The sequence below is a fragment of the Bradyrhizobium sp. AUGA SZCCT0176 genome (assembly GCF_018130145.1).
GTDB lineage: Bacteria > Pseudomonadota > Alphaproteobacteria > Rhizobiales > Xanthobacteraceae > Bradyrhizobium.
The window spans coordinates 698,811-714,516 of sequence record NZ_JAFCMB010000001.1; the positions used below are offsets into that span (position 1 = coordinate 698,811).

Consider the following 15,706-nt stretch of genomic DNA (forward strand, 5'->3'; position numbering starts at 1 on the left):
TGGTTGATCTTTTCGCCGTGCGGACGCTTACTGCGTGTCGGCTACGGGGTATATCTGCAGCAGATCAGGGCAATTTCGGATGACGGTCACGGACGAACCGCAAAACCTGCGCAGCCGCGCTTTCGACAAGGAACAGCTGCGGGCGAAGTATATGGAGGAGCGCAACAAGCGGCTCCGCGCCGACGGCAACGACCAGTACATCGAGGTCAAGGGACAGCTCGCGCATTATCTGGACGATCCCTATACGCCCGTCACCCCGCGCGATCCCAAGACCGACCATGTCACCTTCGCCTTCATCGGCGGCGGATTTGCGGGCCTTGCCACCGCCGCGCGGCTGACGGAAGCCGGGATCAAGGATATCCGCATCATCGAGAAGGGCGGCGATTTCGGCGGCACCTGGTACTGGAACCGTTATCCCGGCGCGCAATGCGATACGGCCTCGATGGTCTATATGCCCTTGCTCGAAGAAACCGGGCACATGCCATCAGAGAAATACGCGCACGCGCCGGAAATCCTCGCGCATTGCCGGCGCATCGGAAAGCAATACGGCCTCTATGACAACGCGTTGTTCCATACAGAGGTCACCGATCTGAAATGGGATGAAGCGCATTCGCGCTGGATCATCACCACCAACCGCGGCGATGCCTTCACGGCGCAGTTCGTCGGCATGGGCACGGGCCCGCTGCACGTGCCGAAACTCCCGGGCATTTCGGGCATCGAGGCCTTCAAGGGACATTCGTTTCACACCAGCCGCTGGGATTACGATTACACCGGCGGCAATCCCACGGGCGCGCGCATGGACAAGCTTGCCGACAGGCGCGTCGGCATCATCGGCACCGGGGCGACGTCCGTGCAGTGCGTGCCGCATCTGGCGCGCGCGGCCAAAGAACTCTACGTTTTCCAGCGCACGCCGTCCTCCGTCGACGTCCGCGCCAACGCGGCGATCGATCCGGAATGGTTTTCGGGGATTGCCACGCCCGGCTGGCAGCAGCGCTGGCTGGAAAATTTTACGGCCAACCAGGCCGGCGGCAATGCCGAGGAAGATCTGGTTCAGGACGGCTGGACCGACCTGTCGAGGCGCATCCGGGCCAAGATCATGCAGCTGCCACGCGAGGAGCGGGTTCCGGCCAAGATGTTGGCCGCGTTTGAGGACTCCGACTTCGAGAAGATGGAGGAGATTCGATCCAGGATCGACACCACCGTTGATGACCGCGAGACCGCGGCAAAGCTCAAGGCCTGGTACCGCCAGCTCTGCAAGCGGCCATGCTTCCACGATTCCTATCTGCAGGCGTTCAACACGCCGGGCACGCACCTGGTCGATACCGACGGCAAGGGCGTCGATGGAATCACCGAGAAGGGCGTCGTCGTCGCGGGCAGGGAATACCAGCTCGACTGCATCATCTACGCCTCGGGTTTCGAGGTCGGCACCGAATACAAGCGGCGCTCCGGCTTCGATATGGCGGGCCGGGGCGGCATAAAACTGTCGGAGCATTGGGCCGAGGGCATGCGAACCAAGCACGGCATCCATGTCCACGGCTTTCCCAATGCGTTTTTCGTGCAGCCCACGCAGGGCGCCAACCTGATCTCCAACGTGCCGCACAATCTGACCGAGGCCGCAAAGACTATCGCGGTCATGGTCAGGCACGCACAGCAAAACGGCTTCAGGCAGATCGAAGTCACCAGGCAGGCCGAGGACAAATGGGTCGAACTGCTGTTGACCGGCGCCGGGCGGATGATCGGCGCGCCGGACTGCACCCCCGGCTATTACAACAATGAGGGGCGCGAACCCGGTCCGGCGGCCAAGCTGAATGTCGGCCATCCGGCAGGCCCGCTGGCCTATTTCAAATATATCGACACGTGGCGCAGCAATGGTGAGTTCGAAGGGTTGGAGTTCCGCTGAAGCTGTTTTCGGATTCTGTCACGACGCGAGGGAGTGAACGAGTATGACCCAAACAACAAGTGCGGAAGTCCGCAAGGAAACTCCCAAGCAAGCTTCCGCGCCGGTCATTGCGCAGCATGCGGCGACCCTCAAGGCGCTGCCGTTTTCGGACACGCGCGATTTCGACGATGCGGCGCGGGGCTTCCTCGGCACCATCGAAAACGCGAAGGTGACCTCGCCGCAGGGCAGGGTGGTCTGGAGCCTCGAGCCCTATGGCTTTCTTTCGGCCGAGGAAGCCCCCGCGACCGTGGATCCGAGCCTGTGGCGGCAGTCGCGCCTCAACATGCATCACGGCCTGTTCGAGGTGGTCCCCGGCGTCTATCAGGTGCGCGGGCTCGACATCGCCAACATGACGCTGATCGAGGGCGACAGCGGCGTGATCGTGGTGGACACGCTGACGTCGATCGAGGGCGCCCGCGCCGCGATGGAATTGTACTTCCAGCACCGGGGCAAGCGCCCGGTCGTGGCCGTGATCTTCACCCATACCCACACCGACCATTGGGGCGGGGCGCGCGGCGTGCTGGACGACGAAATCCTGGCAAGCGGCCGGGTGCCGATATTAGCGCCGAATTTCTTCATGGAGCACGCGGTCTCCGAAAACATCATCGCCGGGCCCGCGATGCTGCGCCGGGCGCAATATCAGTTCGGGCCGCTGCTGGCCAAGGGCGTGCAGGGGCAGGTCGATTGCGGTCTCGGCAAGTCGATGGCGGCGGGATCGGTCGCGCTGCTGCGTCCGACCGATTTGATCATTGCAACCGGCGACAAGCGCACCATCGATGGCCTCGAGTTCGAGTTCCAGATGGCGCCGAACTCCGAGGCGCCGGCGGAGATGCATTTCTTCATTCCGCGCTACAAGCTTTTGAATCTCGCGGAGAACTGCACGCATAATTTCCACAATCTGCTGCCGTTCCGTGGTGCCGATGTGCGCGATGCATTGGCGTGGTCGAAGTATCTCGGCGAGGCGCTGCAGATGTGGGGCGGCAAGGCCGATGCGATGTGCGGCCAGCACCATTGGCCGGTGTGGGGCCATGATCGGATCGACACCATGATCCGACAGCAGCGCGATCTTTATAAATTCGCGCATGACCAGACCATCCGCCTGATGAACCACGGCCTCACCGCGGCCGAAATCGCCGAAACAATCCGTCTGCCGGCGAGCCTCGACGGCGCCTGGCACGGACGCGGTTACTACGGCCATATCAGGCACAATGTGAAGGCGATCTACCAGAAATATCTCGGCTGGTATGACGCCAATCCGGTCAATCTCGATCCGCTGCCGCCGGTCGAATCCGGCCGGAAATATGTCGAGTATATGGGCGGTGCGGAGGCGATCCTCGATCGCGCCCGAAAAGACTTCGCCAAGGGCGAGTTTCGCTTTGTGGCGCAGGCCGTCGGCCATCTGGTGTTCGCCGATCCCGACAATCAGGCCGCGCGCGCGATGCTGGCCGATACGCTCGAGCAGCTTGGCTATGCTTCGGAGAGTTCGACCTGGCGCAACGCCTATCTGTTCGGTGCGCAGGAATTGCGGCTGGGCATGCCGAAGGTGCCGGCACGCGCGGCGATGCCGCGCGAAACGCTGGCCGCGTTGCGCACCGAGCAGCTATGGGACGTGCTCGGCGTGCGCCTCAACGGCCCCAAGGCCGAAGGCAAGCGTATCGTGCTGAATTGGCATTTTACGGACACCAACGAAAGCTTCGTGCTCAATCTGGAGAACAGCGCGCTGACTTACGTGGCGGGCGCACAGGCGGCGGACGCCGATGCGACGTTCACGCTGGCGCGCAGCGTGCTCGACGAAGTCATCGCCAAGCTGACGACGTTTCCAGAAGCGGTCGGCAGCGGCGCGATCAAGGTCACCGGCAATCCGATGCGGCTTGGCGAATTGATGATGCTGATGGACGAATTCCCTCGCATGTTCGAGATCGTCGAGCCGAAGCGGACAGCGGTGAGTTGAGCACCGCCCGTCGTCATCGCCCGCGAAAAGCGGGCGATCCAGTATTCCAGAGACGTTGATGATAGAGCGGAGAGGCCGCGGCGTACTGGATACCTCGCCTCCGCGGGGCATGACAGTTTTGTGTGGGCCAGCATCACGCCGCGTGCGATCCCACCGTCCTGCGGTACAACGCGCTGTAGAGTGACGCCGAAAGATCCCAGCTAAAGGACCGCGCCATGGCGCTGCGACGCATCAGGTCGAGGCGGTCTTTCGCCGTGAAGGCATCGAACGCGCGGCGCACGCCGCCGAGGAAGGACTCCGCCGAAGGCTGCGAGAACAGGAAGCCGGTCTCGCCGTCCTTGATGGTCTCCGCCAGCCCGCCGGTCTGGTGACCGATCGGCAGCGATCCGAACCGCTGCGCATACATCTGGCTCAGTCCGCACGGTTCGAACCGCGAAGGCATCAGCGTGAAATCGCTGCCGGCGAAAATTCGCCTCGCCTGTCCATCGTTGAAACCGATGACGACGCCGATCGCGTCCGGCCTGCGGCGATGCGCATCGACCAGCGCCTGTTCGATATACGGCTCACCGCTGCCGGTGACGACGATTTGTCCGCCGGCCTCGACGATCGCGTCGGCGGCGGACAGAACGAGGTCGATGCCCTTTTGATGCACGAGGCGGGCGACCAGACCGAAGATCGGACCGCGCGATACCGCAAGACCAAACTGCTTGCGGACGTAGTCGGCGTTGGCTTGCTTGCCTTGCCAATCGCCGGCGCCGAACTGCTGCGCCAGTTGCGCGCAGGCGCGCGGATCCCAGCTTTCGTCGATGCCGTTCAGGATGCCGGTCAATTCCGAAGCGTCCGAGCGTTGCCGCAGCAAGCCCTCGAGCCCGCAGCCAAGCTCGGGCGTCGTGATCTCTTTCGCGTAGGTCGCGCTGACCGTGGTCAGATGCGAGGCGTAAACGATGCCGCCCTTCAAGAACGACATCTGATCGTAGAACTCGAGACCGTCGATGTGGAAGGAGGCTTCGGGCGCCCCGATCCGCCGCAGCGACTCCCGCGGGAACAGCCCCTGATAGGCCAGGTTGTGAATGGTCAGGATCGAGGGGATCTTGACACCTTTCCAGGCGAGGTAGGCTGGTACGAGTGCGGCCTGCCAGTCATTGGCGTGGACCAGATCCGCTGCCCAATTCTTGTCCAGACTGCCTGCGGCGAGTTCGGCCGCGGCAGATGCAAATCGTCCGAAGCGGATGTCGTTATCCGGCCAGTCGCGCCCGGATTCGTCGCCGTAGGGGTTACCCGGCCGGTCGTAAAGTTGTGGGCACAACAGTACATAAACTGGCAGGCCGTCTCGCGTCGACGCCCGGCCGAGCGAGCAGGCCGGCATCTCGGCCAAAGGCGCGCATTGCCCAACGATTTCAATGTGGGTGAACTGTTCGAGGATGTCCCGGTAGCCGGGCAACATGATCCGGACGTCGCTCCACGGGCGCAGCGCCCGGGGCAGGGCGGCGGAAACGGCGGCAAGACCGCCCACCCGGACGAAGTCATCCATTTCCGTGGTTACGAATAAGACCTTCAAGGAACGCCCTCGCACCAACCCTGACTATGACTTATGCAAGAAAAGGTCCAACTTTCATCGACGGCAATGCGCCAGATAGCCGGTGGTTCCTGGAGAAACGCTTCCATGCCGTGGCCGCGCAATTTAGGGTCATGCCGCGCCAGGAAAACCAAAGGCGAACGAGAAGCCGCAAGGCCGAGGGAGCTTTGAGTATGACTATAGATAATCCAGATGAGGGGAATTTGACAGGGAGCTTCGCCGGCCTGCGCGTTATAGATTTTTCAACCACGATCGCCGGACCCCACTGCACGCGGATGCTCGCCGACATGGGCGCCGAGGTCATCAAGATCGAAACCGTCGAAGGCGAGACGATGCGGACCCGCCCGCCGGTGCGGAACAACTGCAGCACCGCGTTCGGGCAGCTCAATGTTGGCAAGAACAGCCTCGTGCTCGACCTGAAATCGCCGGCTGGCGTGGAAGCCGTTCGCCGGCTGGTCGCGGGCGCGGACGTGCTGGTCGAGAATTTTCGGCCCGGTGTGATGCGGCGATTGAAGCTCGATTACGCTTCACTGCACGCCCTCAATCCGAAACTGATTTACTGCTCGATCTCCGGCTACGGCCAGACCGGGCCCTCGGCCGAACTGCCGGCCTATGCGCCGGTGATCCATGCTGCCTCTGGATATGAAATGGCGCATCTGGCCTATCAGCCTGGGCGCACCCGGCCGGACTATTGCGGCATCTATCATGCCGACGTGCTGACAGGCGTCTACGCGTTCGGCGCGATCTCGGCGGCGCTGTATCAGCTTGCCCACAGCGAAAAGGGCCAGCACATCGACGTTTCGATGCTGGAATCGATGCTGAGTCTGACACTGAACGAATTGCAGTGGTCGCAATTCGAGGTCAAGGCGACGCAGCGGCCGATGTTCGGCCCGATCGAAACGTCGGACGGTTATGTCATGGTCGCGATCGCCAGCGAAAAAACCTTCCAGAGCCTGATGAAGGTGATCGGTCATCCCGAGTGGGTCAGCGACCCGCGCTTTGCGAAATATTCCGATCGCCGTGAAAACTGGGGCAGCCTGATGGAGGGCGTCGAGGCGTGGTCGCGCGCGGTGACGACCGAGCATTGTCTCGTCGCGCTCAATGAGCGCGGCGTGCCGTCATCGGCCTATCGCACGGTGGCCGAGGCGCTGAAGGATCCGCAGATCGCCCATCGCGGCGCGTTGGCGGAGGTCCAGGATGGCGGCGGCAGCTTCAAGGTCCTCAACCTGCCGTTCCGCATGTCGGGCGCCAGGGTTTCTGCCGCGAAACGCATGTCGACGCTTGGCGAGCACACGCGTGCCTATCTGAAAGAGACCGGGCTGTCGGAAGACGAAATCGCGGCCTTTGCCGGCAAACCGCCGAAGTCGGCGCGCGGTTGAGGGAAATCGCGCTTCGGCGACGAGGCTTGAGCCTGCGGCTTTTCATCCCGCTTTGGGAACGGTCTTGCCCGGGGCTGCGATTCCAGACAATCTTACCGTCAGCCATCGACGATCCGGAACACCGGACGGACGACACTTTGAGAGGGAGCATCCATGACAGCTGCGGTCCGTTCGAGCGCACTCGCGCGAGTATTTCTTGTGGCGGGATTTGCGGTCTCGCTCTGTGCTGTTCCCGCCAACGCCCAGAAGAAGGGCGGCAGCATCACGATGGGGCTGGAACTCGATATTGCAGGCTTCGACCCGCTGAAGGTCGGCGTGTACGATACGGCCGCCTTGACGGCGGCTGCGGCGATCTTCGACACCCTCACCTATCTCGATGACAAGGGCGTCGTGCAACCAAAGCTTGCACTGTCCTGGTCGTCCTCCGAAGATTTCAAGACCTGGACCTTCAAGCTGCGGCCCGGAGTCAAATTCCACGACGGCACACCGTTCAATGCACAAGCCTTCAAGGACAATGTCGACCGGCAGAAGGATCCCGCCAACAAGTGCCGTTGCGCGTTTTACATTTCGTTCGTCAATTCCGTGGAGGCGCTCGACGAACTGACGGTGGTCTATAATCTGAAGGACCCTTCGGTGAACATGCCGGCGCTGGTGAGCTTCGCAAGCGGGAACAATTCCGTGCATTCACCGACGGCGTGGAAAGCCAAGGGAGACGACTACAACCGCAATCCGGTCGGCACCGGACCGTTCATATTGAAATCCTGGACCGCGGGCGACCGCTTGGTGCTTGAGAAGAACCCGGACTACTGGGACAAGGACCGCGTTTATCTCGATCGCATCGTCCTGAAGCCGCTGCCGGACGCGCAGTCGCGTTTCGCCAGCCTGCAATCCGGCGAAGCCGATGTCGTCTGGGACGACGAGGCTGACGCCGACAATATCCAGAAGGCGCAGAAGGATCCGAGGCTGACGGTGCATACCTATGCCGGCTCCGGCGCGGCGGTCGCCGCCTTCAACACAAAAGTCGCACCGTTCGACGACGTGCGCGTGCGCCAGGCGCTGGTGATGGCGCTCGACCGCAAGAAGATGTCGCAGGCGCTGACCAATGGTCTCGCAAGGCCGGCGACCAACCCCTATGGCGACGGCTCCTGGGTGAAGTGCAAGGATGACGGCGCGCTTCCCGAAGACGCCGAGAAGGCGAAGGCGCTGATCAAGGAATACGGCAAGCCGGTCGAGTTCAAGATGCTCGTCACGGCGACGCCGCGCGGGCGCGCCACCGGCCAGGTGCTGCAGCAGTTCTGGAAACGGGTCGGCGCCAACATGGAAATCGAGCAGGTTGACCAGGCCACGATCCCGCCACGTGCCTTCATGCGCCAGTTCCAGGTCACGCCATGGCGGATCGTCGATCTCGCCGATCCCGACGTCCAGATGTATGCCAATTTCCGCACCGGCAGCCCGGTTGCGCTGGCCAATTACTCGAACCCGGAACTCGATCAATTGCTGGACCGCGCGCGGGTCACCGCCGACCAGGCCAAGCGCGCCGAGGATTACTGCGCCATCAGCCGGCTCATCAACAAGGAAGCGATCTGGTACTGGACTTTCCAGAACACCTATTACGCAATGTCGAGCGCGAAGGTTAAAGGCTTGCCGAAGATGTACAGCGGAATCGTCGACGTATCCCGCGTCTGGCTGGAATAACAGCGCATGCTGGGTTTCGTCGCGCGAAGGCTCCTGTATCTCGTGCCGGTGCTGATCGCGGTATCGCTGCTGACGTTTCTGATCGCGTCGCTGCTGCCGGGCGATCTCGCCTACACGATCCTCGGCGATCAGGCGACGCCGGAGAAGGTCGCAGCCCTTCGTCAGGAAATGGGATTGGACCAGCCGATCTGGGTCCGTTACTTCGGCTGGCTCGGCAACATCCTCCAAGGCGATCTGGGCCGATCGTTCCGCACCGGGCAAACCGTATTGCAGGCGGTTACCGAGCGGCTTCCGATCTCGCTGGAACTCATGGTCCTGGCCCAGGTCATCGCGCTTGCGATCGGCGTTCCCCTGGCGATCATTTGCGCGGCGCGCAGCGGCGGTTCGTTCGATCGCTTCATGACCGGCACCGCTTTCGGCATGCTGTCGGTGCCGACTTTCCTGTCGGCGATCCTGCTGATCTATCTGTTTGCGGTGGAGCTGCGCTGGCTGCCGGCAACGGGCTACGTGCCGTTCGGCGAAGATCCGGCCAAAAACCTGCGGTTCATGGTGCTGCCCGCGTTGACGCTGGCGCTCGCCGAATGGCCCGGCATCATGCGCGTGCTTCGCTCCGACATGATCGCGACGCTGCAGGAAGATTATATCGCGCTGGCCAAGGCCAAGGGCCTGAAGGCGTCGCGCATCCTGTTCGTGCACGCGCTGAAGCCTTCGTCGCTGACGCTGGTCACGATCACCGGAATCAATATCGGGCGATTGATCGGCGGCGCCGTCATCGTCGAGACGGTTTTTGCGCTGCCGGGAATTGGCCGGCTCCTGGTCGGCGCCATCACCACGCGCGACCTCATCATTCTGCAGGGCGTGGTGCTGCTGGTCGGGGCAGGGTTCGTGCTGATCAACTTCATCGTCGATATGCTCTACGCCATGCTCGATCCGAGGATCCGCCATGGCCACGCTTGAACTCGGCATCGACGCGTCAGTTGCGGAAGTCCCGGCGCGGCGTGGCCGCCGGCTCGGACCGCTGTTCTGGATGGCGATCGTCTGGATGATGTTCGTGTTTACGGTAGCGATCTTCGCCGACGTGCTGCCGCTGCCGAGCCCGACCGACATGGACATGCTGGAAAAGCGCGCGCCGTTCTCGGCAGAGCACTGGCTTGGCACCGACGGCCTCGGCCGCGACGAACTCGCCCGCGTGATCTACGGTGCGCGGATATCGCTGATTGTGGGACTGTTTGCGCCGATCATCGGGCTCACCTTCGGCGGCGCGCTCGGCATACTGGCGGGGTATTTCCGCGGCCGGTTCGAGTCGGTGGTGGTCGGCAGCATGGATGTGCTGCTGGCGTTTCCGCCGCTGATCCTTGCGCTGGCCGTGACCGCCTATCTCGGCCAGTCGATCCTGCATTTGACCTTTATTCTCGGCCTGCTCGGCGTTCCCGCGTTCATGCGGGTGGCGCGGGCGGCTACGCTGACACTGGCGCGCCGCGAATTCGTGATCGCGGCACAGGCGCTTGGCGCGACGCATACGCGCATCCTGTTGCGCGAATTGCTGCCCAACGTCATGCTGCCCTTGTTTGCGTTCTTCCTGCTCGCCGTCGCCATCACCATCGTGGCCGAAGGTTCATTGTCGTTCCTGGGCCTCGGCGTGCCGCCGCCGATATCGAGCTGGGGCAGCATGATCGGGGAGGGTCGCGAAAGTCTCGAGATGGCGCCCCGGCTGGCCTTCATTCCCGCAATCGCGATGTTCCTGACCGTATTGTCCTTTAACCTGGTCGGCGACACGCTGCGGGCGCTCACCGACCCTCGTCAGGGCGCGCTGTGACAGAGAGTACGCTGCTTTCCGTCGAGGATGTCATCGTCGATTTGCCGACGCCGCGCGGCAATCTGCGCGCGGTGGACCATGTCGACCTCACCGTCGGCGCCGGTCGGACGCTCGGCGTGGTCGGCGAGTCCGGTTGCGGCAAGACCATGCTGTCCCGCGCGATCCTGCAATTGCTGCCGAAAAAAGCAAAACTCTCCGGCCGTGTGATGTTCGACGGACAGGACCTGCTGCAGTTGTCACCGGAGAAACTGCGCAAGCTGCGTGGGCGCTCGCTGGCGGTCGTGTTCCAGGACCCGATGACCTCGCTCAATCCGGTGCTGACCATCGGCACCCAGTTGATCGAGACGCTGCAGGAGCATCTCGAGCTTGACATGGTGGCTGCGACCAAACGGAGCATCGAGCTGCTCGCCGCGGTCGGCATTCCCGCGCCGGAGCAGCGGCTGATGCAATATCCGCATCAGCTGTCGGGCGGCATGCGGCAGCGGGTGGCGATCGCGATCGCGCTGTCCTGCGAACCGAAGCTGCTGATCGCGGACGAGCCGACCACCGCGCTCGATGTCACGATCCAGGCGCAGATCCTCGATCTCTTGGCGCGCGAGCAGCGCCGCCGCCATATGGCGATGATCCTCATCACCCATGACCTCGGCGTCGTCGCCGGCCGCACCGACGAAGTCGCGGTGATGTATGCCGGCCGCGTGGTGGAGCGTGCGCCGACGCCGGCCTTGTTCAAGAAAATGCGGATGCCCTATACCGAGGCGCTGCTTGCCGCGCTTCCAAAGATTGACGCCGCGCCACATACGCCGCTGCCGGCGATCTCGGGCCGTCCACCCGATCCGACCCGGCCGCTGAAAGGCTGTTCGTTCTCGCCGCGCTGCCGCTATGCGTGGGCACAATGCCATGTCGAGAAGCCGCGGCTTGAGGAAGCCGACTCGCCCGGTCACCAATTTGCCTGCTTCCGTCCGATCGACGCAAGCGCGAGTGCCGGCGCATGATGCAGCAAGCCTTACCCGCCGTTTCAAACGACCCGCTGCTCGACGTCGATAACCTCGTCGTCGAATATCCGGTCGGCAACAAGATCGTGCACGCGGTATCCGGCGTTTCCCTGCAGATCGCCCGCGGCGAAACGCTCGGGCTGGTCGGCGAATCCGGTTGCGGCAAGTCGACGCTCGGTCGTGCGGTGCTGCAGTTGCGCCGGCCGGTATCGGGCCGCGTGCTGTTCGACGGCCAGGATCTCACGGCGATGCAGGGCGATACGCTGCGCCTGATGCGCCAGCGCGTGCAGCTGATCTTCCAGGACCCGATCGCATCGCTGAACCCGCGCCGGCGGATCGGTGATATCATCGCCGAGCCGCTGATCATTTCGGGCGTCAAGGATGCGGCCAAACGCCAACAACTCGTCGACGAAGCGCTCAGCGCCGTTGGTCTTGATCCGGCGCTGGTGGTCGGACGGCTGCCGCATGAATTCTCCGGCGGGCAATGCCAGCGCATCTGCATTGCGCGCGCGCTGGTGCTCAATCCGGAATTCATCGTCTGCGACGAGCCGGTCTCCGCGCTCGACGTTTCGATCCGGGCGCAGATCCTCAATCTGCTGGAGGAGATGAAGGCGCGCTATGGCTTGACCCTGCTGTTCATCGCGCATGATCTGGCGGTCGTGAAGGCGGTTAGCGACCGCGTCGCGGTGATGTATCTCGGGCGGTTGTGCGAGGTCGGTCCGTCCGAGCAACTTTTTGCAAAACCGGCGCACCCCTATACCGCGCTCTTGATCGAGGCGATCCCGGTGCCCGATCCCGACGTCCGCCCTGCCGAAACCGTGCCGGTCGGCGAGCCGCCATCGCCGATTTCGCCGCCGTCCGGCTGCCGTTTTCGGACCCGCTGCCCCAGATCAGATCAGCGATGCAGCGACGAGGTGCCGGAACTGCGCGCCGTGGCATCGGGGCAGTTCGTGGCTTGCCATCATCCGTTGATCTGAATATCGGAAGGTCGCGTTTGTCTCGACTGGATGGACGTGGCAATGTCATCTTGAGAAGATGTCCGTTCGAAAATGCCTGCTCAAGAACAAGAATGACGGGAGAGAACCGATGAAGAGTTTCCAGGTCGCCGAGTTCAACGCCCCCCTGAAAGAGGTCGATCATCCGACGCCGGAGCCCTCGGGATCGCAGGTGTTGGTCAAGGTGAAGGCCGCCGGCGTCTGCCACAGCGATCTCCACATCTGGGAGGGCGGCTACGATCTCGGCCACGGGCGCAAGCCACTGTCGCTGAAAGACCGCGGCGTCTCGCTGCCGCGCACGATGGGCCACGAGACCGTCGGCGAGATCCTGGCCTTCGGTCCCGACGCCAAGGCCGCGACCGGTGGCCTCAAGGTCGGCGACGTCACGCTGGTCTATCCCTGGCTCGGCTGCGGTAAATGCGAGACCTGTGTCGGCGGCGACGAGAACATGTGCGTCGTCAAGCCGAACTCGCTCGGCGTCTATTGCGACGGCGGCTACGCCGATCACATGACAGTGCCGCACCCAAAATATCTGTTGAACCTGAACGGGCTAGATCCCGTCACCGCCGCGCCCTATGCCTGCTCCGGTGTCACCACCTACAGCGCGCTGAAAAAGGTCGAGAACGTCCTGCATACGCCGATCGTGATCTTCGGCGCCGGCGGCCTCGGCCTGATGGCGCTGTCGCTGCTGAAGGCGATGGGCGGCAAGGGCGCGATCATGGTCGATATCGACGCGCGCAAACGCGAAGCCGCCGAGGCGGCAGGCGCGCTTGCGACCGTCGACGGCAAGGCCGCTGATGCTCTGGAGCAGCTGCAGAAAAAAGCGGGCGGGCCGATCCGCGCGGTGATCGACCTCGTCGGCAACGCCCAGACCACGCAGCTCGGATTCGACTGCCTGACCAAGGGCGGCAAGCTCGTGATCGTCGGCCTGTTCGGCGGCGGGGCGACCTGGGCGCTGCCGCTGATTCCGATCAAGGCCATCACGATCCAGGGCAGCTATGTCGGCAATTTGCGCGAAACCCAGGAATTGCTCGATCTGGTCCGCACCAAGAAGATCGCGCCGATCCCGGTAACGACAATGCCGCTCGCGAAAGCCAACGAGGCGCTGACCGATTTGCAAAAAGGCAAGCTGGTCGGGCGCGCGGTGCTGACGCCGTAGGCTTCCGTCATTCCAGGGTGGTGCGTAAGCACCAGACCCGGAATCTCGAGATTCTCAGATGCGCAATTGCGCATCTTAGTTCGATGCTTTGCATCGCCCCGGAACGACTCCCTCAACCATTCGGGAATTCCCATGTCCGCCAATAACGCACTCCACATCGCCGTACTCGGCGGCGATGGCATCGGCCCTGAAGTGATGGCCCCGGCGCTCGAAGTCTTGCGAAAGATCGAGGCGACAACGGATCTGAAATTTCGCTTCACCGACGCGCCGGCTGGCGCCAATAATTATCTGGCGACGGGAAAATCGATGCCGGACAGTACGGTGCGGCTGTGCGAAGAAGCCGACGCCATCCTGCTCGGCGCCTGCGGTCTGCCGTCGGTACGCTACCCCGACAATACCGAGATCGCGCCGCAGATCGAACTGCGCATGCATTTCGATCTCTATGCCGGCGTGCGCCCGGCACGGCTGATTCCAGGCGTGCCGAGCCCGATCGTCGGCGCCGATCAGAAGGGCATCGATCTTGTTCTGATCAGGGAATCCACTGAAGGCCTGTTCGCGTCGATGGGCAAGGGCGTCGTGACCGACACCGAAGCGCGCGAGACGCTCGTCATCACCCGCAAGACCTCGGAGCGGCTGTTCGAGTTTTCGTTCCGTCTCGCCGAACGCCGCAAGGCGCGCGGGCGGGCGAATGGCGGGCTAACCTGTGTCGACAAGGCAAATGTGTTCAGGGCGTTCGCGTTCTTCCGCGCGATGTTCGACGAGGCCGCCAGGCGCCACCCTGATGTCAGGGCCGAACGGGTTTACGTCGATGCCTGTTCACTCATGATGGTCAAGCGCCCCTGGGATTTCGACGTCATGGTGACGGAGAACATGTTCGGCGATATTCTTTCCGACCTCGCCGCCGGCCTGATCGGTGGCCTCGGCATGGCGCCATCGGCGGATATCGGCGACCGCCATGCGGTGTTCCAGCCCTGCCATGGCACGGCGCCCGATATCATGGGGCAGGGCAAGGCCAATCCAACGGCCATGATCCTTTCGGCGGCGATGATGCTGGACTGGCTCGCCGACAAGCACGGTCTCGAAAACGTCGCCGAAGCCGGCGAGCGCATCGAGCGCGCGGTCGACAAGGCCTATGCGGACGGAATCAAGCCGATGGAATTCGGCGGCGGCAACGGCACCGCGGATATTACCAAGGCGGTATTGGCGGCGCTGTAGGGGATTTCGTCTTTGCGAGGAGCCAATTTGTGAGGAGCCAACGGATCGCGCGAATGCGCGCCCGATGACAGGCTCCGCGACGAAGCAATCCATTCTTCTTTTTGCTGCGACATGGATTGCTTCGCTTCGCTCGCAATGATGGAACAGGGCGCTGCGCTCCCGTTACTTACCCTTGAACTTCGGCTTGCGCTTTTCCATGAACGCGGTGCGGCCCTCGCGAAAATCCTCAGAGTCCATGCAGGCGGTGCCGATTTGCTTGATCGATTCCATGTCACGACGGCTTTCGTCTTTCAGCACCTCGGCGATGGTGATCTTGGCGGCCTTGATCGCGAGCGGCGCGTTGCCGGAAATCGTGCGTGCGATCTCCATGGTCGCGTCCCACAAATCAGGCCCGGGCAAGACGCGATCGACGAGGCCGATCCGCAGCGCTTCGGTGGAGTCGATCCGCATGCCCGTATACATGATGAGCCGCGCCCAGGACGGCCCGACCAGCGAGACCAGATGCTTGAGGCCGTCATAGCCATAGGCGATGCCGAGTTTGGCGGCGGGAATGCCGAACTGGCTGTTGTCGGCCGCAAGACGGATGTCCGCCAGCATCGCGACCTGCATGCCGCCGCCGAGGCAGAAGCCCCGGATGCAGGCAATCGTCGGCTTGGGGTAGTCCGCCAGCAACGCACGCTGCGCGGCACTGCGCCTGGAATACTCTTCGGAGGCTTCGGCGTTGTGGCGGGTCTTTTCGAACTGGCTGATATCGGCGCCCGAGACAAACGCCTTGTCGCCGGCGCCGGCCATGATCACGACGCGGATGTCGGGATTGTCGCGCAATTCGATCAGCGCGCTGCCGAGCCCTTCCCACATCTCGAGCGACATGGCGTTGCGCTTCTCGGGATTGTTGAAGGTGATGACCCCGACGCCGTCGCTGACGCTCTGCAGGATCTTGCCGTCGGCGTAGGAATTTTCGGTGTTGCTGGGAACATCTAGCATCGCTC

The 15,706-nt window shown here is 63.1% G+C and carries 12 protein-coding genes; 10 read left to right on the forward strand and 2 right to left on the reverse strand.

Annotated elements, in window-relative coordinates:
* Nucleotides 1-79 precede the first annotated feature (79 nt).
* The gene (locus JQ600_RS03265; protein WP_212389099.1) at nt 80-1,900 is read left to right on the forward strand and encodes an NAD(P)/FAD-dependent oxidoreductase; all 1,821 of its coding nucleotides are present in this window, start codon (nt 80-82) and stop codon (nt 1,898-1,900) included.
* A gap of 43 nt (nt 1,901-1,943) precedes the next feature.
* Nucleotides 1,944-3,890 (forward strand): alkyl/aryl-sulfatase, encoded by a 1,947-nt coding sequence (locus JQ600_RS03270; RefSeq protein WP_212489677.1) that lies wholly within the window; start codon nt 1,944-1,946, stop codon nt 3,888-3,890.
* 133 nt (nt 3,891-4,023) lie between these two features.
* Here JQ600_RS03270 and glgA read toward each other — a convergent pair whose 3' ends face one another.
* Entirely contained in the window at nt 4,024-5,448 is a 1,425-nt protein-coding gene (gene glgA / locus JQ600_RS03275; RefSeq protein WP_212265069.1) for a glycogen synthase GlgA, read from the reverse strand.
* A 191-nt stretch (nt 5,449-5,639) separates the two neighbouring features.
* On the opposite strand from glgA, the gene JQ600_RS03280 reads away from it, so the two are divergent.
* The 8 genes from JQ600_RS03280 to JQ600_RS03315 all read left to right on the forward strand — a co-directional run bounded on the left by JQ600_RS03280 (nt 5,640) and on the right by JQ600_RS03315 (nt 14,717).
* Nucleotides 5,640-6,845 carry a CaiB/BaiF CoA-transferase family protein gene (locus JQ600_RS03280; protein ID WP_212489678.1) on the forward strand — a complete coding sequence of 402 codons (1,206 nt, stop codon included), beginning with the start codon at nt 5,640-5,642 and terminating at the stop codon, nt 6,843-6,845.
* Nucleotides 6,846-6,998: 153 nt separating this feature from the next.
* On the forward strand, nt 6,999-8,540 hold the full coding sequence (locus tag JQ600_RS03285) for an ABC transporter substrate-binding protein (protein ID WP_212389101.1): 1,542 nt from the start codon (nt 6,999-7,001) through the stop codon (nt 8,538-8,540).
* Between the two features lie 6 nt (nt 8,541-8,546).
* A complete protein-coding gene (locus JQ600_RS03290) occupies nt 8,547-9,497 on the forward strand; it encodes an ABC transporter permease (protein WP_212265066.1) in 951 nt (316 codons plus the stop codon).
* The gene (locus JQ600_RS03295; protein ID WP_192734835.1) at nt 9,484-10,356 is read left to right on the forward strand and encodes an ABC transporter permease; all 873 of its coding nucleotides are present in this window, start codon (nt 9,484-9,486) and stop codon (nt 10,354-10,356) included. The genes JQ600_RS03290 and JQ600_RS03295 overlap by 14 nt, the downstream gene beginning before the upstream one ends.
* Nucleotides 10,353-11,348: an ABC transporter ATP-binding protein gene (locus tag JQ600_RS03300; protein WP_212389102.1), complete on the forward strand. Its 996-nt coding sequence runs from the start codon at nt 10,353-10,355 to the stop codon at nt 11,346-11,348. The genes JQ600_RS03295 and JQ600_RS03300 overlap by 4 nt, the downstream gene beginning before the upstream one ends.
* Nucleotides 11,345-12,325 carry an ABC transporter ATP-binding protein gene (locus JQ600_RS03305; protein WP_212389103.1) on the forward strand — a complete coding sequence of 327 codons (981 nt, stop codon included), beginning with the start codon at nt 11,345-11,347 and terminating at the stop codon, nt 12,323-12,325. The genes JQ600_RS03300 and JQ600_RS03305 overlap by 4 nt, the downstream gene beginning before the upstream one ends.
* Before the next feature lie 109 nt (nt 12,326-12,434).
* Nucleotides 12,435-13,502, forward strand: a complete 1,068-nt coding sequence (locus JQ600_RS03310) for an alcohol dehydrogenase (protein WP_212389104.1) — start codon at nt 12,435-12,437, stop codon at nt 13,500-13,502.
* A 132-nt stretch (nt 13,503-13,634) separates the two neighbouring features.
* Nucleotides 13,635-14,717: an isocitrate/isopropylmalate dehydrogenase family protein gene (locus JQ600_RS03315; RefSeq protein WP_212389105.1), complete on the forward strand. Its 1,083-nt coding sequence runs from the start codon at nt 13,635-13,637 to the stop codon at nt 14,715-14,717.
* A 162-nt stretch (nt 14,718-14,879) separates the two neighbouring features.
* On the opposite strand, the gene JQ600_RS03320 is transcribed toward JQ600_RS03315, so the two are convergent.
* Nucleotides 14,880-15,701, reverse strand: coding sequence for an enoyl-CoA hydratase (locus tag JQ600_RS03320; RefSeq protein WP_212389106.1), 822 nt, complete (start codon nt 15,699-15,701; stop codon nt 14,880-14,882).
* Nucleotides 15,702-15,706 lie beyond the last annotated feature (5 nt).